Source organism: Enterococcus sp. AZ067 (assembly GCF_051715005.1).
Lineage (GTDB): Bacteria > Bacillota > Bacilli > Lactobacillales > Enterococcaceae > Enterococcus_D > Enterococcus_D casseliflavus.
Genome location: NZ_JBIOSY010000001.1, coordinates 357,195 through 378,766 on the forward strand (window position 1 = coordinate 357,195; position 21,572 = coordinate 378,766).

The 21,572-nt window shown below is 44.2% G+C and carries 16 protein-coding genes; 15 read left to right on the forward strand and 1 reads right to left on the reverse strand.

Annotated elements, in window-relative coordinates; all coding sequences use genetic code 11:
• Positions 1-23 precede the first annotated feature (23 nt).
• The 11 genes from IGI82_RS01740 (at position 24) to IGI82_RS01790 (ending at position 13,172) form a co-directional block, all read left to right on the forward strand.
• Complete coding sequence (locus tag IGI82_RS01740; protein WP_005232388.1) at positions 24-935, forward strand: ABC transporter permease; 912 nt, start codon at positions 24-26, stop codon at positions 933-935.
• An 11-nt stretch (positions 936-946) separates the two neighbouring features.
• A complete protein-coding gene (locus IGI82_RS01745) occupies positions 947-1,828 on the forward strand; it encodes a carbohydrate ABC transporter permease (protein WP_005227173.1) in 882 nt (293 codons plus the stop codon).
• A gap of 14 nt (positions 1,829-1,842) precedes the next feature.
• Positions 1,843-3,444 (forward strand): sugar ABC transporter substrate-binding protein, encoded by a 1,602-nt coding sequence (locus IGI82_RS01750; protein ID WP_005227174.1) that lies wholly within the window; start codon positions 1,843-1,845, stop codon positions 3,442-3,444.
• Between the two features lie 291 nt (positions 3,445-3,735).
• Entirely contained in the window at positions 3,736-4,338 is a 603-nt protein-coding gene (locus IGI82_RS01755; RefSeq protein WP_438841735.1) for a DUF624 domain-containing protein, read from the forward strand.
• The gene (locus IGI82_RS01760; protein WP_373192406.1) at positions 4,331-5,251 is read left to right on the forward strand and encodes an acetylxylan esterase; all 921 of its coding nucleotides are present in this window, start codon (positions 4,331-4,333) and stop codon (positions 5,249-5,251) included. Before IGI82_RS01755 ends, IGI82_RS01760 begins: the two co-directional genes overlap by 8 nt.
• On the forward strand, positions 5,242-6,021 hold the full coding sequence (locus IGI82_RS01765) for an endonuclease/exonuclease/phosphatase family protein (RefSeq protein ID WP_271771309.1): 780 nt from the start codon (positions 5,242-5,244) through the stop codon (positions 6,019-6,021). Before IGI82_RS01760 ends, IGI82_RS01765 begins: the two co-directional genes overlap by 10 nt.
• A gap of 6 nt (positions 6,022-6,027) precedes the next feature.
• Complete coding sequence (locus IGI82_RS01770) at positions 6,028-8,178, forward strand: glycoside hydrolase family 3 N-terminal domain-containing protein (protein ID WP_438841736.1); 2,151 nt, start codon at positions 6,028-6,030, stop codon at positions 8,176-8,178.
• Positions 8,179-8,193: 15 nt separating this feature from the next.
• Positions 8,194-11,484 carry a GH36-type glycosyl hydrolase domain-containing protein gene (locus tag IGI82_RS01775; protein WP_438841737.1) on the forward strand — a complete coding sequence of 1,097 codons (3,291 nt, stop codon included), beginning with the start codon at positions 8,194-8,196 and terminating at the stop codon, positions 11,482-11,484.
• Between the two features lie 13 nt (positions 11,485-11,497).
• Complete coding sequence (locus IGI82_RS01780) at positions 11,498-12,457, forward strand: LacI family DNA-binding transcriptional regulator (protein WP_015508838.1); 960 nt, start codon at positions 11,498-11,500, stop codon at positions 12,455-12,457.
• A gap of 34 nt (positions 12,458-12,491) precedes the next feature.
• A complete protein-coding gene (locus tag IGI82_RS01785; protein ID WP_016609543.1) occupies positions 12,492-12,656 on the forward strand; it encodes a hypothetical protein in 165 nt (54 codons plus the stop codon).
• A 258-nt stretch (positions 12,657-12,914) separates the two neighbouring features.
• A complete protein-coding gene (locus IGI82_RS01790) occupies positions 12,915-13,172 on the forward strand; it encodes a hypothetical protein (protein WP_271771304.1) in 258 nt (85 codons plus the stop codon).
• 24 nt (positions 13,173-13,196) lie between these two features.
• On the opposite strand, the gene IGI82_RS01795 is transcribed toward IGI82_RS01790, so the two are convergent.
• The gene (locus IGI82_RS01795; protein ID WP_074934458.1) at positions 13,197-13,523 is read right to left on the reverse strand and encodes a hypothetical protein; all 327 of its coding nucleotides are present in this window, start codon (positions 13,521-13,523) and stop codon (positions 13,197-13,199) included.
• A 1,299-nt stretch (positions 13,524-14,822) separates the two neighbouring features.
• Between IGI82_RS01795 and IGI82_RS01800 the strand changes: the two genes are divergently transcribed.
• Genes IGI82_RS01800 through IGI82_RS01815 form a run of 4 tightly spaced genes read left to right on the forward strand, consistent with a single transcriptional unit; the run spans position 14,823 to position 21,566 of the window.
• A complete protein-coding gene (locus tag IGI82_RS01800) occupies positions 14,823-19,691 on the forward strand; it encodes a hypothetical protein (protein WP_438841738.1) in 4,869 nt (1,622 codons plus the stop codon).
• A gap of 14 nt (positions 19,692-19,705) precedes the next feature.
• Positions 19,706-20,074 carry an LPXTG cell wall anchor domain-containing protein gene (locus IGI82_RS01805; RefSeq protein ID WP_010748658.1) on the forward strand — a complete coding sequence of 123 codons (369 nt, stop codon included), beginning with the start codon at positions 19,706-19,708 and terminating at the stop codon, positions 20,072-20,074.
• Positions 20,007-20,720 carry a WxL domain-containing protein gene (locus tag IGI82_RS01810; RefSeq protein ID WP_438841739.1) on the forward strand — a complete coding sequence of 238 codons (714 nt, stop codon included), beginning with the start codon at positions 20,007-20,009 and terminating at the stop codon, positions 20,718-20,720. The genes IGI82_RS01805 and IGI82_RS01810 overlap by 68 nt, the downstream gene beginning before the upstream one ends.
• 45 nt (positions 20,721-20,765) lie before the next feature.
• Complete coding sequence (locus tag IGI82_RS01815; RefSeq protein ID WP_016609550.1) at positions 20,766-21,566, forward strand: WxL domain-containing protein; 801 nt, start codon at positions 20,766-20,768, stop codon at positions 21,564-21,566.
• Positions 21,567-21,572 lie beyond the last annotated feature (6 nt).

The window sequence follows — 21,572 nt, forward strand, 5'->3', positions numbered from 1 at the left end:
ATAGAAAGAAGGAGATTTTGTGTATGAGTAAACTGCAAAAGTTTTATAGTCAACGGCAGCTTCACTGGATGGTTTTTCCCGGCGTGGCATTTATGATCGTATTTAATTATATTCCGATCTACGGAATTATAATCGCTTTCAAAAACTATACGGTGATTGACACGATTTCATCAGCACCATGGGTCGGGTTAGAGAATTTCCGTATCATTATGAATGACAGTTTTTTCTGGGAAGCGGTTAGAAATACGTTAGCCATCAGCTTATTGAAATTAGGATTAGGTTTTGCGATCCCGATTGTGTTAGCCATTATGATTTTTGAAATGCAAGATGGCCGCTTGAAGAAATTTATTCAAACGGTTTCATACATTCCCCATTTTTTCTCATGGATCGTGCTAGGTGGGATGATGATTTCTTGGCTGTCAACGAACGGCTTTATCAACCAAGTGCTGATGTCCGTAGGATTGATGGACAAAGGGGTCAATCATCTATTGGATCCAAGCAAATATTGGTGGATCGCGGTCCTTTCTGATCTATGGAAAGAAGTCGGCTGGGGAACGATCCTTTACTTGGCAGGTATGTCGCGGATCGATCCAACGTTTTATGAAGCCGCACGAATCGATGGTGCCAGCAAGCTAAGACAAATTCGTTCGATCACATTGCCATTACTGACACCGATCATCTCCTTAAACTTGATTCTGAATGTGAGCGGTATCTTAGGGTCAAACCTAGATCAAACATTAGTTTTGATGAACTCACAGAACCAAAACCGTTCAGAAGTCATCAACTCCTTCGTTTATAAAATGGGGTTGACGCAAGGTGATTTCTCTTATGCAACTGCTGTCGGCTTGGGGATCGCGGTCATTTCCGTCATCTTATTGGTGATCACGGATCGAGTGACCCGCAAGTTGAACAACGGCAATTCAGTTATCTTATAGGAGGAAAAAACATGATCAAAAGAAAAGCAAAAGAAAACACGTGGTTTTACTTCTTCAATACCGTAATCTTGATTTTATTCTCATTGATGATCATCGTACCGATTTGGAATATCTTGGTTTCCTCCGTGTCTTCTAGTTCTGGATTAGCGGGCAACGGCCTCGTGTTATGGCCCAAAGGCTTTACCTGGGAAAACTATCGTAAAGTTTTTTCCGACGCAAGTATCCCCCGTGCCTTCTTGATCTCAGTGTTAAAAACGGTTCTTGGGGCTGCGACCCATACCTTGTTTTGTGCGATCGTGGCTTACGGATTGAGTAAATCACGCTTGGTCGGCCGCAACATCTATACAACGATGGGGGTCATCACCATGTACTTCAGTGGTGGGATGATTCCAACGTACTTGCTGATTCGCTCGCTAGGATTACTGGATTCTTTCTGGGTCTACATTATTCCAGCCTTGTTCAGCTACTATGATGTCGTGATTTTAATGAACTTTTTCCGTGAGATTCCGCCTTCACTCGAAGAATCTGCGAAGATCGACGGTGCAAGTGAATTCCAAATCTTCTATAAAATCTTCTTACCATTAACGAAACCGGCCTTGGCAACCATCATCTTGTTCAACGGGGTTGGCCAATGGAACGATTTTATGACGACAAAACTGTATATCACAAAAGAGTATCTCTATCCGCTGCAAATGAAGATTTATGAAATCATCGTCCAATCCAACTTGAGTACGATGACTGAAAGCGGTAGTACCGACTTTATCGTCCAAGCAACGACCCGTGGGGTTCAGTTGGCTACGATCGTCATCACGACAGTGCCAATTTTAATTATATATCCATTGCTTCAAAAACACTTTATCGGCGGTATGATGGCCGGTGCAGTAAAAGAATAGAAAGAGGGATAGACATGAAAAAAGTAGTAGGCGGTTTATTGGCAGCATCAGCATTACTCAGCTTAGCAGCATGTGGCGGCAGCTCAGACAATGCCAGCAGTTCGGATTTTTCTATCAAAGATCGGTATGAGTTAGATGAAAAGACACCAGCATGGAAACTCGATACCAAAGAAGAACCAACCAAGATCACATGGTACATCAATTCAGACTGGACAGCTTTGCCATTTGGTGAAGATGTGACGACAGCCCAAATCAAAAAAGATTTGAACATTGATATTGAATTTATTTCAGGGGATGATTCGAAATTAAACGCTTTGATTTCAAGTGGTGATATGCCTGATATCGTGACGTTGATGGATAAAACCAGCCAAGCAGCCACAAAAGCTGATAGCTGGGCATACTCATTGAACGATTTAGCGGAACAATACGATCCGTATTTGATGAATGTCGTGACCGAAGATACCTTCAAATGGTTTGCTTTAGATGATGGCAAAACTTATGGCTATCCAAACTATTCCAACACAGCAGCAGACTACGAAAGCGGCAATATTCCCGTCAACGACAACTTTGTGATCCGTGAAGATGTCTATGAAGCATTAGGCAAACCAGATGTTTCGACGCCAGAAAACTATGTGAAAGTCATGAAAGAAATCAGCGAGAAATTCCCTGATTTGACACCAATGGGCTTCACAACGATCGGCGAAACAGCAGGACCATTCTTAGATAAATTGCAAGATTTCTTAGGTGTTCCATTAGAAGATGAAGATGGTGCGTTCTACGACCGTAATTTAGATGAAGAATATATCTCATGGTTGAAAACCTTCAATCAAGTGTATCGTGACGGCAACATCAGTGATGACAGCTTTACCGATGACGGTCCAACCTATGATGAAAAAGTAAAACAAGGGGACTATGCAACGATCTTAGTCGCAGGAACGAGCGGACAAGGTGGGAACTTCACTGAATTCATGAAAAACTCTGACACACGCTACATCGCAATCGATGGCCCTGCCAGCACGTCTGGTCGTGAAGCAACCTTGAACCAAACAGGAATCTCTGGCTGGTTGATCAACTACATCACAAAAGATGCGGCGGATCCAGCAAAAGTAACCCAACTCTTCACGTACTTGATCGATGAACCAGGACAAATTTTGACAAAATTCGGTGTTGAAGGCGTGACGTATGAATACAACGATGAAGGCAAAATCGATTACTTGCCAGAAATCAAAGAAATGGAACAAACCGACAACGAAGGCTACAACAAAAAATATGGTATCAGCCGTTTCAACTACTTTAACAATGACCGTGTCAATGCACTGAAAGTCAAAACCGAAAATGCGTTGACTCAAATGCAAGAGTGGGGCGAAGGCAAATTGTATCCACACTTTGTGATCGAAAATACGGATCCAGATGCTGGAACTGCTGAAGCACGTTCAAACACAGCCATCAAAACCAAAATCAACAGCACGATCATCTCGCTGATCCGTTCAAAAGATGAAGGAACATTTGACAGCACACTAACCGACTTTGAAAGCTTCTTAGATTCAAACAACTGGGATGCAATCAAAGACATTAAAACTGAAAAAATGGCCGAAAACCGCGAACGACTAAAATAACCCCCATAGGAGAGGAAAGGAAGCCAAAAAAAAGACCTTTCCTCTCCTTTGCTTTGAAACACAGGTTTTGCGCGCACTTTGCGCAAAATCTGATGTTTCAAAGTACTAGGCGACCGCAGGGAGCGTAGTGACCGTACAAAGAATCACTGCGATTGGCTCACGTAGTGAGACGTGCAACCTGCAACCCAGAAAACTGTACGTTGAGAAACGACCCAAATTCACAAGAAGGCAAGAAACAAGTTTACGTAGCACCCGCAGCACAAATCAGCAAGTTTTGATTGGAGGATCATAATGAATCGACTATTTTCTTATGAAGGATGGTACTATCGGGTCTTTGCTTTTTTAGCTGATATGATCATTGTTAGTTTTCTCTTTATGATTCCAGCAATGACGCTGATTCTCGCAGGACCAGCATTGATCGCGCTGTATCAGACGATCGATCAATTGTACAAGGAACGGGATGTCCCGATTTGGCAGCGATACAAGCAAGCATTCTTAAGCAACCTCAAACGTGGGCTCTTCTTAGAAGGTCTTATTATTGCGTATGTCGCAGTCTTTGCTGGGTTGATCTATTCCTTGATGATGATCACACCTTACTTTGGCGTTTTAGCCGTGATCCTCGTCAGCTTGGCTGCGCTGTATCTCGTCGTGTTCGTTCTCTTGTACAGCTTGTTTGCCCAATTATTGCAAGAAACAGCAAAAGAAACGGCCTATGCGGTTCTTAGCAGTACGGCGAATGCGATCATTTTATTGGTGATCCCCATTCTTGTCTTTGTATTGTGCAGCAAAGTGAACCTATTCTTATTTGTTTGTTTAGGGATCTCAGGCTCAGCCTTTGTCCAAGTGTTGTTTTTCAATAAAGTATTAGCGAAGGGGGAAGAGACAAATGACTGAATCCACAGCGAAGGATCGATCCTATTTTTGGGCTTCGGTCCAACAAGAACTTGACACCCTTCCGCTAGCCTTTGAAAGAACCAAACAAGCGCCTTTGCTGAAAGGGATCGATTGTTTTACGATTTCTTTTCAAAGTCTTGGTAATGAAACGATCTATGGGCATCTGCTGCTGCCAGAACAAGCGGCAGATTGTCCAATCGTGATTGATTTTTTAGGCTATATGAATCATGTGCAAGAACCGTTCCAATTTGCTCATTGGTTATTGATCGGCTGCGGCTGTCTTGTCATCGACAATCGCGGACAAGGGGGACGCACGCAAGATCAGGTTCCCTATGAAACCACGCAGCATGAAGCACCTTTTGGACGCGGCATCTTGAAAAAAGAAGATTTTTATATGAAGCGATTGGTCGCAGATAGTTTGCGCACACTAGAAGTCCTTCAACAGATACCGGAAATCGATCCGCAGCGCATTATTTTAAGAGGCGGCTCACAAGGAGGCGGCATCGCCTTATTGGTCAACGCATTAACGAACGTCCCGATTTTTGCGACGTTTGCCGATGTGCCAAGCCACTCCAATCTTGTCCATCGGATCGAACAAAAAACAGGAAGTTACCAGGTGATTCAAGAGTATATCGAACAATTTCCAGAAACGCGGGAAACGATCTATCAAGTCATGAGTTATTTTGATTTGAAGTATTTTGCTCATCAGATAACTGGTCCTGTTTATACATCGGTCGGCAGTGCTGATCCCATCTGTCCCATGGAAGATTTCTTCGTTTCCTATAAAAAGATTCCTGGACCGAAAGAATTGCGTATTTACTTAAATAAAGGGCATGGCGGCGGCGAAGCGAAACAAATCCGTCGTGAGATGCAGCAAATCACAAAATTACTCAAAGGAAATGAATGCAGATGAAAGCAGCAACCTATAATCTACGAGTCGATACCGACTATGACCAAGAATGGCAATGGCACTATCGATCGGAGGCGGTCTGCTCCTTGATCGATTACTACGACTGGGATGTTCTGGCGATCCAAGAAGCTCGTCCCAGCCAATTTGCAGATTTAGCAAAGTTAGCGCAGTATGCTTCCGTCACGGCTGAACGTGACGGTGATGGCTTAGGCGAAGGCATCGGACTGTATTATCAAAAAGAGGCTTTCGAGTTATTAGATTCAGGTTCGTTTTGGTTGTCATTGACACCGACTGAACCAAGTATTCATCCAGAAGCTGCGTATTCACGCTTATGTGTTTGGGCAGTCTTGCAGGAAAAAAAGAATCCGCCGTTTCTTGCTATCACGACTCATTTAGATAATATTTCAGAAATGGCTCGTTTTGAAGGGATGAAAGTGATCCTTGAGCAGCTGGCAGATCAGATCGAACGCTATCCTGTATTGCTGATGGGCGACTTGAATGCGGAGCCAACGGAGCGGGTGCATCGGTACTTAGAGCAGCATTTTCAAAATGCCAAAGAACATGGACAGAAGCCCCATCATGGGCCAAAAGGCTCCTATCAAAATTTTATTTATACGTTACCATGGCAAGAACTAGAAGAAATTGATTATATCTATACGAAAGGCTTCACGGTGGTCAAAACCGCCTGTCTAACGGATTCTTATGATCGTCGTTTTCCCTCCGATCATTTCCCTTTAGCAGCAGAAGTCCAATTTGAAGAAAGCAAAGGATGAATAAAAATGGAACAGCAGAAATTAACCGAACTACTTTCAGAAATGACCTTAGATGAAAAAATCGATCAGTTGCTGCAACTGGCAGCGGCTTTTTATTCAGATAAAGCAGAAGAGAAAACAGGTCCGATGGGCGACTTAGGACTGACGCAAGAAAACATCAACAATGCGGGAACAACGCTAGGTGTTTCTGGTGCGAAAGAAGCGATTCGCGTCCAAAAAGAGTATATCGCCAATAACCGCTTGAATATCCCGACGATATTGATGGCGGACATCATTCACGGCTTTCGGACGATTTTCCCGATTCCATTAGGATTAGGTAGTTCATGGGATTTGGCAGCAGCGGAGAAAATGGCGGAAGTATCTGCCAAAGAAGCAGCTGTTTCTGGCTTGCATGTGACCTTTTCACCGATGGTGGACTTAGTAAGAGACCCACGCTGGGGCCGTGTCACGGAATCGACGGGGGAAGATCCTTACTTGAACAGTCGCTTCGCTGAAGCCTTCGTCAAAGGCTATCAAGGGGATGATCTGCGAACGGATTTCAACCGCGTGGCTGCTTGCGTCAAACATTTTGCGGCTTACGGTGCGGCTATCGGTGGTCGCGATTACAACACGGTCAATATGTCAGAACGCCAACTGCGAGAAAGTTATTTGCCAGGCTATAAAGCAGCCCTTGATGCTGGTGCCAAGCTGGTGATGACCTCCTTTAATACGGTAGACGGCATTCCAGCCACGGCCAATCGCTGGCTTTTCCGCGATGTTTTGCGAGAAGAATTCGGGTTTGAAGGCGTTGTGATCTCTGACTGGGCAGCAATCAAAGAAGTGATCGCTCATGGCGCAGCGGAGGATGAAAAACATGCCGCTGAACTAGCCATCAAAGCTGGGGTCGATATCGAGATGATGACGACTTGCTACACCGATAACTTGAAAGAGTTGATCGCAGAAGGCACCGTTGAGGAAGCCTTAGTCGATGAAGCGGTGCTAAGAATCTTGACCTTAAAAAATGAGCTGGGGCTATTTGAAAATCCATACCGTGGCGCTGATGAAGCCGCTGAAGCAGCCACTGTTTTGTCTCAAGAACACCGTGAGATCGCCAGCGATATCGCAAAGAAATCAATGGTGTTGTTGAAAAATGAAGGTGTTCTGCCGTTGCAGAAAACCGAAAAAGTCGCAATCGTAGGCCCAGGTGCTCACTCCCGTGATCTATTAGGGGCTTGGTCTTGGCAAGGGAAACAAGAAGAAGTAGTGACATTAGTGGAGGGTGCTCAAGCCTTGGGTGCGGATCTGTTGATCGGTCAAGAGCCCTTTGATTATTTTGCACCGTCTGAAGCGGCGATCCAAGAAGCGATCGAATTAGTGAAGGCAGCCGATAAAGTGGTCCTAGCGCTAGGAGAGCAGGAATGGATGAGCGGTGAAGCTGCCAGCCGCAGCGACATTCGTTTGCCGCAAGCCCAATTATCCTTGGTTGAAACCTTGAAAGAATACAACGAGCAATTGATCGTAACTCTTTATAACGGTCGTCCTCTTGATTTGCAAGGTGTGGATGCAGCCAAAGCGATCGTCGAGGCTTGGTTCCCTGGAACCGAAGGCGGAAACGCACTTGCTCAGATCCTGTGGGGAGAATACAATCCAAGCGGTCGCTTGAGCATGTCATTCCCAGAAACCGTTGGACAAGTTCCTGTGTATTACAACGTTGACAATACCGGTCGTCCTTATGAAAGTGCACCGGATGAAAAATATGTCTCGAAATATTTGGATGTCTCCAATTATGCCAAATATCCATTTGGGTTTGGCTTGAGTTATAGCCCAGTTGCGTATTCTGCGGTGACGTTGGATCAGCCGACTATGACCAAAGATCAAACGGTCACGGCTTCCATCACTGTTACGAACCAAGGAACAGCAGCGGTCTGGGAAACGGTCCAATGCTACATTCGCGATTTAGTCGGTGAAGTGGTTCGCCCAGTGAAAGAACTGAAAGGCTTTAAGAAAATTTGGCTAGAGGCTGGCGAATCAGCAACCGTTCAATTTGAGATCACGGAAGAACTGCTGCGCTATGTCCACAGCAACCAACAATTAAGCAGTGATCCAGGGAAATTCCACATCATGATTGGTGGGAACAGCCGAGACACCCAACAAACAACCCTGCAATTAGTTAGGTAAGATAGGAAGGTTTCTATGACGAAAAAAATAGTGATGAATAACGCAAATACGACCGTGACGTTTTTACCAAACGGTGATTTATATGAGATCCAAAGTCACGGTGTGATGATCAATCAGTTGAACGGAAATGCGCTAGATGGTAGTTTGAATCAAATCTATCTACGTCTGCGTGAGGCGGGGGAGTTGTCCTTTATTCCCTTGATCGGTTCAAATGCTAACAGTGCCTTTGCCTACTCAGAAAAACAGCTGACTTGGACTGGGACGTACCAGTCCATCGATTACCAAGTTGATTTCCAATTGGCACAAGATTGCTGGTTCTGGCGGGTTCAATTGAGTGGTTCTGGGGAAGCGGAACTAGTTTACGGACAAGACCTTGGCAATGCCACCAAAGGTGCTGTTCAATCCAATGAAGCCTATGTTTCGCAATATATCGACCATCATGTTAGCCATGATAAGGGTCGCATCGTGCTTTCTTCGCGCCAAAATCAACCACAAAATGGACAATTTCCATTAGTGGAACAGGGTAGCTTCCAAGCCTTAAAAGGCTTCTCGACGGATGGCTATCAATTTTTCGGTCGCAGCTACAAAGAAACGAATCAACCAGCTGCACTTAGCCAAGAAACGTTAGCCAATGAAGTGTATCAATACGAATTTGCCTATACGGCACTGCAAACGCAATGGTTGACGGTAAGTGAGACGCCTACAGAAATCGTTTTTTACGCAGCGGTCAAAGCCAATCAAGCGACGGCAGTCAATGAACCGCAGTTTGCACTTGAAACGCTGAAAGAAACGTATCAAGCCTTGTCCTTTGACTCGTTGCAAGCAACGGCGCAGCCACGAAAAAACTTCGGTCGATCGCTCACAGGGCTGACATTTTCCACAGAAGAAATCAACGAACGGTTCCCGCAGCAAGAAGCAGTGGAAATCGTTGATAAGCAGCTTTATTCCTTTTTTACCCCTGACTATCACCATGTCGTGTTGAAGGAAAAAGAAGCACAGATGGAACGCTCCCATGGGCATATTTTGATGAGCGGACAAGAGTTGATCGTTGATCAACCCATTTTGAGCACGACTGTTTACATGACGGGGATGTTTAACTCCCAAATCGTATTAGGTAATACGAACATGAATAAATTGTTGAGTAATAGCCGCAACTCATTGAATCTGTTCAAACGTTCTGGTCAGCGGATCTACCTGAAAGACGGCGATCAATGGCGGATTTTAACGATGCCATCTGTTTTTGAAATGGGCTTGAATTCGGCGACGTGGTACTACAAAACAGCGGATGATGTCATTCAAGTAACGACCTTCACGAAAGCAAACGGACGCACGATCGCAACCACCATCACCAGTGAAACAGGACGTGCCTACACCTGGGCCATCACTAATCAATTTGTGATGGGGATCGATGAAGCCGCACCGACTGCTACTGTTACGCGAGACCAGCAATTGCTCACCATCAAAGGAACAGCGGATTCACCGATTGCGGAAACTTATCCAGAATTGACGTATTATCTCCATGCAGCTCAACCTTTTGAACTGACCGATGAAGCAATCTTCAATGTGGCCGCTGCTGATAGCACGACCGTATTGACCTTTGCAGAACAGGCGACGGTTTCCTTCGTGATCCAAGGCACACTGACTGGTGAACCCTTTGTTTCCGAAACGTTAGATCGCCAGCAAGAAGACACTGCCTATACGGCCTTTGTCGATGATTTGTTGAATCAGTTTGAATTGAAACATTCGCAGGCGGACGTTACATCCTTCAATCACTTGGCACGTTGGTACACCCACAATATGCTTGTTCATTACCTGTCTCCTCATGGTCTTGAACAGTACGGTGGTGCTGCTTGGGGGACTCGAGACGTTTCCCAAGGACCGACTGAGTATTTCTTAGCACTTAATCGTCCTGAAATGGTGGCGTCCATCATCGAGCATTTGTTTGAAAATCAATTTGCAGATGACGGCAACTGGCCACAATGGTTTATGTTTGATCGCTATGAGAAACAAAAAGCCGATGAGAGCCACGGAGATGTGATCGTCTGGCCAATGAAAGTCGTTAGTGACTATCTCGAAAAAACCAAAGATTTCGCGATTTTGGAAAAAGAACTGCCTTATACGGATCGCGCAACCTTCCTGAAAACCAAGGCCAAAGCTTCGTTGTTTGATCATTTGAAAAAAGAAGTGGCGTATATCGAAGCGAACTTCTTGGAAGGAACGTACCTGTCTTGTTATGGCGATGGCGATTGGGATGACACCTTGCAGCCAAATAACAGTAAGTTGAAGAAACAAATGGCCAGCAGCTGGACCGTTGCCTTGACCTATGAAGTATTGAAAAAATTAGCCAGCCAGTTGCAGGCATTTGACCCAGAGTATGCCAAACATTTAACAGAACTGTCTAAGGGCATCAAACACGACTTTGAAAAATACATGTTAGCTGATGGCACTTTGCCAGGATTTGTCTGTATGGAAGATAGCGAGCACGTGGAACTGATGGTCCATCCGACTGACAAGAAAACTGGTATCCAATACCGCTTGCTGCCGATGCAACAAAGCATGATCGGTGAGCTGTTATCTCCCGAACAAGCCGATCATCATGTGGCGATCATTAAGGAGCATTTGCAATTTCCAGATGGGGTGCGCTTGATGAATCGTCCAGCGACTTATGCGGGTGGTGTCAGCACCAATTTCAAGCGAGCAGAACAAGCAGCCAACTTTGGACGAGAAATCGGTTTGCAGTACGTTCACGCCCACATCCGCTTTACCGAAGCGATGGCGAAATTAGGTCGAGAAGAAGAGACTTGGCAAGCGCTTGGGGTCATCAATCCGATCCAGATCGCTCAACGGGTCGAAAACGCGGAGATTCGTCAAGCAAATGCGTATTTCAGCAGTTCTGATGGCGATTTCAAAACAAGGGTTGAAGCCCAAGAAAATTTTGGTAAACTTAAGGAGGCAGCAGTCGGCGTCAAAGGCGGCTGGCGCATCTATTCTAGTGGTCCAGGGATCTATATGAATCAGTTGATCAGCAATGTGTTAGGCATTCGTACCTTTGTTGATCACGTTGAACTTGATCCCGTCTTGCCAGCGGAGCTAGCAGGGTTGACACTGACGTATCGACTCTTTGATCGGCCGGTCGAAATCGTCTATCATTCGGCAAGTACGCCGAAAGTATTGATCAACGGGGAAGAAATGTCCACTGAGTTTGCGGAAAATCGCTACCGTCAAGGTGCGCTTGTCCTGAAGAAAGCAGCACTTTGCGCCAAATTAAACGAAAACCAAACCAATACGATCGATATTTATCGTTAAGAAAGGAGAAGCCATGGTAGGAATCAAAGATATTGCCCAAAAAGCGGGTGTCTCCATATCCACCGTTTCGTATGCATTGAATGGCAGTCCAAAAGTGACCGAGGAAACCCGCGCGCGGATTCAAGCGATCGCAAACGAATTGAACTATGTTCCGAACATGGCTGCTCGCACACTGAAACGCAGACAAACCAACATCATCGGTGTTTATCTCGCCGATTATGCCGGAAGTTTTTATGGGGAATTGCTAGATGGTATCAAGAAAGGGCTGGAACTTTTCGGCTATGAAATGATCGTCTGCAGCGGCAAGAAGTCACACTTGTTTATTCCTGAGCGGATGGTGGACGGTGCCATCATTTTGGATTGGACGTTTCCAGCAAAGGAGATCGAGCAATACGCCCAACGAGGGCATCAAATCGTCGTGTTAGACCGTGTCTTGTCTCATGAAAACATCCATCAAGTCTTGTTAGACAATAAAGGAGGGGCTGCGCTGGCGATCGATCGCTTGATCGCTGGACAAAGTCAAAAAGTCTTCCTCTTAGCAGGACCAGAAAAAGGCTACGACAGTCGGGAGCGCTTGGAAGCCAGTACGAAAGAATTGACGCGCTTTGGTATTCCTTATGAAGTCATTCCTGGTGACTTCACGGAACCTTCTGGTTATCGAGCGGCAAAACAGCTCTTAGCAAATGATCCCCAGTTTCCCATTGATATCTTTGCCTTCAATGATGAAATGGCGATCGGTGTCTACAAATATGTCCGCGAGACCGACTATCGCATCGGAAAAGAGATCCGCATCATCGGGTTTGATAATACGGAATTAGGCGCTTTTGTGCAGCCGCGCTTAGCGACGATCTCCTATTCGAAACATCGATGGGGCATGGTGGCAGCTGAGAAAATCGTACAATCGATCCAAGGGGATCCAGTGGCGGACGAGCATATTTATACCACTTTTGTGGATGGCGGATCATTTATTTAATTGATCCATTAAAGGAAAAAGAGTTGAAAAAGGAATGGTGAAATGGGGAGGCTTTTATCTTACAGAACATACCAAAGCAATTGATGGAGAAAGAACTATTGAAAGAAGTAAACCAATTCAAAAGTTCCAGATGGATGTTAATGAGATCGCCGAAACTTTAAATCAGGCAACACTCAAGAACAAATCAGTAGCTATCTAAATTGAAGCACATGATCGAGATGGGAATTACTTTCCTGATATAGTTGGCCATATTTAGGGGGCATGATGAACTAGAAATATATGTTGGTGGTAATAAGGTTGGCTATGATAAAATTAGGAATATTAAAATAGCTAACATAACCAAGTGGTCGGACAAAAGTAACCTCTTATAAAAAGTACTCACAAATTATTAAATTATATTAGCGATAATTATTTAAAGCTAGCTTTCTGATATAATAGTTTGTAAAGGAGTGCTAAGATGATCAACTTTTTAAAAGGTTTAAAAATAAGAATCCTATATATATATTCAATGATTTCGCTACTTATAGGTGTCTATTTAAGTGTAAATTGGATTCCTGTAAGCGTTGGAGGACTTAGCAAATCCCAAAAACAGGAGCTTTTAAGAGAAGGATCAATCAACTGGGAACTTGGTGTAGTTTTTAAGGTATTAGCCCTGATACTTTTCTTGGGTGCACTAGTAAAATCCATTATATATATCTTAAACAAAAAGAGATAAGCGTAAAGCTCATCTCTTTTTATACTATCTAGAAACTTCGTGGATCACTTCGATTTTATAAGGAATGATAAAGCCTGCTCTTTGCATTGCATAACAATAATTGTTTCCAAATCCCACCTCGAAGTTGCCATCATAACCATTTAGCTCCCATTTGAAATCAAATATATCCGTAACCTTTACTTGAGTCCAATAATTTCCATTGGCTTGTTTCTTATAAGTTACTGTGTAACTAACCCCACGTAATGCTGTGTGAAGTTGGCCGCTTAGAAATGTATAACTTCCTGAGAAAGAACCAGATTTTTTACCTGTAGAAAATGCTTCTTTTTTAAGTCTAGAATAATAAGCGGTCATTAACTCCTCGCCGTCTACAGTCTTTGCCCAGCTATCGTTTTTATTAACATATGTCGAAGGTTTCCATGTTGGATTCCAATAGTAATTCTCAGCAGAAATAATGGCGTGCTTCATATAAGCAGCAGCAAGTGAAACAGAAACTTCTTACAGTTCTTTGCTTAATGAAACTCATTCATCAGAAACGACATCATCAATTGATTCTCCAAAAGTATCAGATCTAAGTGAAAAAATTGATTCATTTATTGCGAATTATACGTCAATTCCACCAGATTAGATTATGGAAAAGGAACTTGATGGAATTACAATAAGAGCAACAAACTTTACTGAATAGATGAAGCCGAGGCATCATCTATTCAGTATCATTTGCTAATGGAGAGGCAACATCTTGCAACGATGTATACGCACAAGTCATTGGAGAATAATAGCTATTTTCAATAGAGGCTAATATGCAAAAAGATAAATCTGAGCAGGATGAAACTCATTCTAGCTCAGATTTTTTTTAATATTACTTTCCTTGTTTTGTATTCATATTTGATAGAATCATTCATACCACTTATCGTCCTCTTAGTTTGTTTATTTTGTCGTGATTTAATCATATTAGAGAACGATATTTTTTTTAATACCGAAAATGAAAATGAGGCTGAAGAATCAATTTTGACTCATCAGTCCCATAAATTATAGAGCCTTTCTTGCGGCTTTCTTTTATGGGCTTTTGTCACAGTCTCTTTTTTGCGTTATTTCAAAAATAACTTTACTTATTTTATCAAAATCAGTGATTTATAAAAAAAATAATAATTTTTATTTTGTTATTTTATATGCAATGGGATTTTTAAATAACGTTTTTTATTCATTTTTGATTATAACATTATCATTATCTACAGTCAGAAGATAGGAAGCGTTCTTTTAACTTATTATTTTAGGTCGTTAGAAAAGAGTTTTGTGCCACTGAATTTTGTCAAATATTCTAACTTTTTATTTATTTTTCTCATCTTAATTTAATTATGGGTGTTGATTTATCCCTCGTTTTTTGTATGATTTATGAAAGAGAAAAGCAGTTTTTTGAAAAGAATCGATGATTCATCCTGATAATTTGCGCTTTTTTTCAATCGATGAGTAACAGATAGCTCTAAGATGTGGAAGTTACAAAAATCGGAATTATGAAAAATCAATTATAATCATAATTTTGAATGGAAGAAAAAAAGAATTATAATTCTCTTTCGCCAACTCGCTAAACTAAGAGTTGTAACACAGGGCGTGCACTGCGCGATACGTTTATTTTTTTAAGATAGGAGGGATAAAGTGAAACGGTTTTTAACAACTTTACTTGTTTTTCTACTAACATCAGGTCCGTGTTTTTCATATGCAATGGTAGTGGCACAAGCCGAAAGTGTTACAAAAACAAGTGAAGAACAAAGTATGTCTTCTTCTGACCCTGTCGTTTCATCAATCGACAGTCTGGAAGAGACGAACGAAACTGAAGTGCAAGCATCTAGTGAACCTGCTTCGACAGATTCGTCTACAGGAGCCACTGACACAGCTTCATCTGAAACAGAAGCTTCATCGGAAGCTGCAGAAGAAGTACAGGTGACCTTTCTGACAGACACGGCGCATCTATTTGCTACCGGGGAAACCCGCACTCAGATCAGCAAAAACAAAGGGGAAGCACTAAAAGAAAGTGAGTTGCCAGTTTTTGAAGATGATACTGCTTTTGAAGGCTGGTCGTTAGATGGCACGGTCTATACAAGTCAAGCGTTGACCGAATTGATTCTCACGGAGAACCAAACCTTAACTGCTGTTTTTAAACCGACGGTTAAGGCAAGAGCGGCGGACATCTCGTTGGCAGAGCAATCGATCAAAGAGATCATTGAAGAAGCCGATAAAGCGAAAGTGATCGCTGTACCAAGCCCAGCTGGAGATGGATCAGCATATGCGGAATACACCAATAGTGCTGAAGGCATTCGTCAAGCGTTGTTTGATATGTATCAAAACGGCAATGGCCAAGAATTTGCTTTGTATGTTGGCTCGGGTGGATCGTTATCACTGCCAACGAATCTGACTTCAAAGACGATTCCAGCCACAGTCGATAATACCAACATGACTTTTTATGCGCTGCAAGGAAAAGTCAGCCGCTTGATCATCACAGGACATGGCGATGATCCCATCACAGATGAAACAACGTTGACCTCTGGTAGTCGCACGGTTGCACTTGGCGCGGACATCTACTTCGGTTCTGATGTAGTGATTCGAAACCTCAACTATAGTGGTACGAGGATGTACATGAATGGGTATAGCCTTTCATTGAACGGTGGGTCCACCGGGAATGGTCTTGCGATTTATGGGGGAAGCAACAATGGCGACCTTTCGGGAAACCCAACGATCACGTTGAATGCGACAGGTTCAGGAACTTGGAACATTTATGGGGGGAATCAAAACGGTGGTACATTGACCGGGAATACAGCGATTGTCGTAAATAATACAGTAGGTAATATCAGTACGATCGCTGGAGGTGCCAATATCGGTACGATTGATGGGAATACCAGTGTCACGATCAATCGTTTAAATGGCACATTAGGCAGTTATTATGGCGGTGGTCTTGGAACAAACGCTTCCAATACAGCCAATGTGACAGGCAATGTTGAAACGACGATTCAAACCACCAATGCAAGCTTCCGTTTAAGTACTTTTGCTGGTGGCGTTCAATATGGCAACATCAATGGAACGATCCGCAGTACGATCTCGGGTGCAGGCGGTTGGTCAGGTATATCCAATCGGTTTGTAGGCGGTTCATTTTATGGCAACATCGGCTCTGACCGTTCTAAGGATGCCATCGTGACCAACCTTGATGCCAGCAGCTATTCCACTGGACGGAGTGAATTTGAAGGTGGCAATCGGAATACTGGTACCATCACAGGAAACATCGTCAACACCGTGAAAGCGGGACCGAGTGCCAGCGTCGGCGGAATTGGTGATTTTAACGGCGGTGGGGGAAACAACGTTAGTACCTTGACTCAAAGTTCAATGGGGGCTTCGAATACGACGACGTATGACAATTATACTCCTGAGCAACGAGCAGCACTGGCAGAAGCAGCGGCAAGTTTTAAAGTTTATGGCGATATCACTTCTCATCTAGTCAGCGGTTCCTTTTCAAACGGTGCGATTTATTCGACGGCAGCTGGTCGAGGCGGCTATGTTGAGGGAAATACGACGATTGAAGTTGGTACGATCACTTCGGATGGTAGTCCTGGGGGAGATGGGATTGCTTACACAGGAACCAGACCGACAAATCTAGATTACTCAACGAGCAATAAAACGAGAGGCTATTCATCTGGATGGGATATCGTTGGTGGCGGCGGTTATCCAGGAACAGCTTGGGATATCTATATTAAAGGGAATACCAAAACGATCTTGAATAACACGGTTGCTCGCTGGACCTACGGTGGTTCCTTCTCAGGTGTCATTGAGGGAAATTCTTCCAATACTTTGAACTCTGGGATCGTCGATACGCTAGAAGGAACAGGCTATACTGGACGCCGTGTTTACGGAGATGGACGAACGACAGTAAATAATGGGCAAGTAGACTGGTTTTTATCTGGTGGCGGCTGGGATGACTTATTAGTGACCGGCAATGTCGCAGTAACGGTTTATGATGGGGTGATCAATGCCTCACTCGGTGCCTCTTATGGTGTCGCTTCTTCCCACACCATTAACGGAAACTCAGATAATCGAGTGTTTGGCGGAAACTTCTCAGGTACTCCGCGTACAGGGTCTAATGGTTTTTCAGGCGGTGTTACGAACAATGGACGGTTATTAGGAAATGCCAGTTTGACATTGGATTTGAGAAATTACGATGGTGAGTTTGCCCTTCCTTCTGGAACGAACATCTCAGGCGGTAATCCGTTTAACAGTACAAATATCGTTGGGACCGACAGCTCCAATACGATTACATTGAACATTTACACAAAGCCGGGGTCAGATGCGCTGAATGGGGCAACGATCTATGGTGATGGCGGACGGACTGCTAGCAATACGAGAAGCGGCAAAATTTATATGAATATCCAGGCGGAAGGATCAAGTATCGGGAATTTATACACCACGTATTATTCCAATATTTCTTCCAATCAAATTTTAAGAGATGTCGAGATGCGACTTCAAGGAGCCAAAAGTATCAATGGGATCTCAGGCGGAAACGCGTCAGATAACTTTACGAACACGATCGTAGCCAACAGCAGTAATCAAGTGAAGATGAACTTTGGTGAAAATGTCGATGGGACAGCTTCTTATCAAACTGATCCAATCGCTGTTACGGGTCTGGGGATCGTCAACTTTACCGAATTGAATGTGACAAACGGCATCAAGCTGATGGCCAATGGGGGAGACATCAAAAATGGCCGTTCAGCGACTGCTGCCAATCACGCAACGACCTATCATCAGTTCGGTGACATCCATCTTTCAAAGGATGCTGGTATCGGGATTTCTTCCGCAACGAATTTGATTTCAGGGGCGAAGTTAACGGTAGAAGACAAAGGGACGATCGAGTCGCCGCCGGGAACGGGGCGAATCAATCTCTCGGATTTCGCCACACCAGATACGGACAAAGATCATTTAACGTGGCTGAAAACGACGACCAATGATGCAGGTTCTCGAGTCAACAGTCAAGGAACGTGGTTTGGTGCGGTTAGTGCCTATCAAGTACTGACCATAAATCCAACTGCTGCTAATGCTGCAGCGATCACGCCAATCAATTTCAGCGGGATCGAAAAAGCGACTGGGAAAACCTTCATCGGGGACAACGATGTGACCAATGCAGCCAACGGGTACGGTATCGCGATACCAGGTTCGATCATTAACTACGAAGTCGAAACACCCGGAGTCGCGAATGGGATCGGTGCCATTAGTCACAATGTAACGGCAGTCAAAGAGAACAATACGCCGCTGACTTTGCAAGCATGGGGAACTGAGCAGGCGGGGACGCAGGTGCAAAAAGGGCGTTTATTGATTCCCTACACGGTAACGGAATTGCCAACATTGACGTTTACACCAGAAACTCAAACGTCCGGTTCATGGGTCTATGGGGGGCAAATCAAATCCAGCAAGTTGGATAGCACGGAGCAGCAGTTGACGGAACAACCAGATTCAGAGCCAGTTGATTGGACGAGTCCTGATGGGGAGTATAGTTACGATATCAGTGTCCGCTACTCAAATAAGGCGGAAGTCCAAGCCCGCAATGTGATCCTTACAGAGCAGGAGGCACAATCGCTGACAAAAGAACAAGCCGTGACTTATCTCGAAGCCAGCGGGCGTCCTTTCTTTAAGGATACGCTGACAGATGAGGTCTTAGCTGCGATTCAAGAACCGTTAGAAACAGCGGTCTACCGCAAACAAGCGGTCACTTTTTCCGTAGGGGAAAACGATCAGAATCAGGCAGAAACTACCGTGAATCTGGTGGTGGTCAAAAATGAAAGTGTCATTTCTGCTGATCGGCAATTTGCCGTCTATGCAAAAGATGTCCGTTTGACCTTACCAGAAGCAACGGCGCTGACAGATGAAGCCGCTTTGGCAGACTATACCCAAGCAACCACGATTTTTGCAGATAATCGGGCAAATGTACCACCGACTGTCGATCCGCAAGCTTTTGCCGCGATCCAGCAAGCAACGGAAGATGAGCTGTTGAAAAATGTGTCAACGGCTTACCATTATGAAGCAGGCAGTCAACGGGCAGAAAAAGTCGTCAATGTCGCAGTTGCCGGCGAGCTTATTTTAAGCAGTGTGCCAACAGACTTTGATTTTGGGCAGCAGAAAGTTGCTACAGAAACACAAGATTATTGGCCAACGATCACAGGCGAGCTAGCAGTGAAAGATACGAGAGGGTCCGAACGGAGTCCATGGCGCTTGACGGTCAAAGAGCAACAGCCATTAACGGATGGGACAGATCAATTAACCGATGTCTTCCGCTTTGTGACAAACGGTCAAGAACAGATGATAACCAGTGGGGAAATGATCATCGAGGAAACGGAATTGACAGAAAATGGCACATACGTCGTGAATCAGCACTGGGGCGAAAGTCAGAATGAAGGAATCAAGCTTACCGTTCCAGTCGAACAGCAAAAAGTCGGGGACTATCAAGGAACCTTGAGCTGGCAGCTAGTTTCGGCACCTGGCAACCCATAAAGGCAGGAAAATAAATGAAAAAAATCATGATCGGTATTATTGCTGGCTGTCTATTAATGTTTCCTCAGCTCGTTTCAGCAGCCGAAGCAGGTGCCTATGACAGCAATGGCATTACTTCCTTTTTCGGTGTCTATGAAGAACCAGTTGAGGAGCCAGAAGAGCCCGTAAAAGAACAGCCAGGGAATAAACAAGTAAATCAAAAAGGCAACAACATTCTGCCGGCAACAGGGTCGGATCACTTTAATAGCTATCAAAGCAGTGGTCTTGTCGTTTTGTTGGCAGCAGGAATCATTTTAATCAAAAGGAGAACAAAAAATGAAAAAACTTTTCTTGACGGCAGGCATTCTATTGATGAGCACTGCTCTGTTACCAACAACCGTTAATGCCGCTGAATACACCTCAAATGGAGCAATCACTTTTGAAGCGGACCCGAATCCAACCAATCCAGTTGATCCGACCGATCCAGAAAAACCAGTGGATCCCGTCGATCCAACCGATCCAGATGGACCAAACCCTGGAACAGCTGGACCATTATCGATCGATTTTGCTTCAAGCTTTCAATTTGGCAACCAACTGATCACTTCCGAAACAAAAGATTATTACGCACAGCTGCAAGAGTTCACAGCAGGCGCTGCTGGACCAAACTATGTGCAAGTAACAGATAAACGAGGAACACAAGAAGGCTGGTCATTGAGCGTTGTGCAAAACGGACAATTCAAAACGGCTGATGCCGAAGAACTAGTCGGGGCTTCATTATCGATCGCCTCAGGTGCAGCAACTTCGGTCACCGATATGCAGTATGCACCAACGGTTACGGCAAGTCATACCTTTGTACCCGATAGTGAAATCACATTGGTCAACGCACCTGTCGGAAAAGGAATGGGCACTTGGATCTACAAGTTTGGGAACGATGCAACGGAAGGGTCAACGGCAGTAAAATTAAATGTACCAGGCAGTTCCGTAAAATTAGCCAAAGAGTATCGGACGACATTGACTTGGAATTTAAAGAATGTCCCTGAAAGCAATTAAAATCACTGATTTTCAGTAAAACAGATAAAGGAGTGTCAAATAGAAATGAAAAAAACAGCATGGGTCTTTTTAAGTCTTGCCGTATTGGCAGCAGCGAGTGCAGCAACTGAGGTTTCAGCAGCTGAAGCGGCTTCTTACACCTCAAATGGGGCGGTTGATTTTATTCCAAATACCGATCCGACGAACCCAGTCAATCCAGAAAATCCAGATCCAGAAAACCCAGTCAATCCTGTGGATCCAACCGATCCAGATGGACCAAACCCTGGAACGAATGGACCATTATCGATCGATTATGCCTCTAGCTTAGATTTTGGTGTCAATAAAATCTCCAATAAAAACGAAGTCTATTATGCACGAGCACAAGGGTATTTGAATGACGATGACACCGTTTCTACATTAAAAACTGCCAATTATGTTCAAGTAACGGATAATCGCGGTAGTAATGCTGGTTGGCGGTTGTCTGTGAAGCAAAATGGTCAATTCAAAAACGAATCGACGTTGAATCAAGAATTGACTGGTTCTGTCATTACCCTAACAAGTCCTGCCGTTAAATCAAATGCGATCGGCGTTACTGCTCCAGTGGCAGAAGCGACGATCACATTGGATGCAGCAGGTGCTGAATCAGTGGTGATGACCGCAGCAAATCAAACGGGTGCTGGAACATGGGTCAACGCTTGGGGAAGCGTTGAGACGGTCACTGAAATAGATAAGGATGGCCAAGAAGTACAAGCAGATGTTACCAAAGCGGTCGCACTTTCTGTACCCGGCAGCACACCAAAAGATGCCGTTAGCTACACGACTACACTAACTTGGGTATTATCAGATACACCAGGAACGGAAGGATAAGGAGTA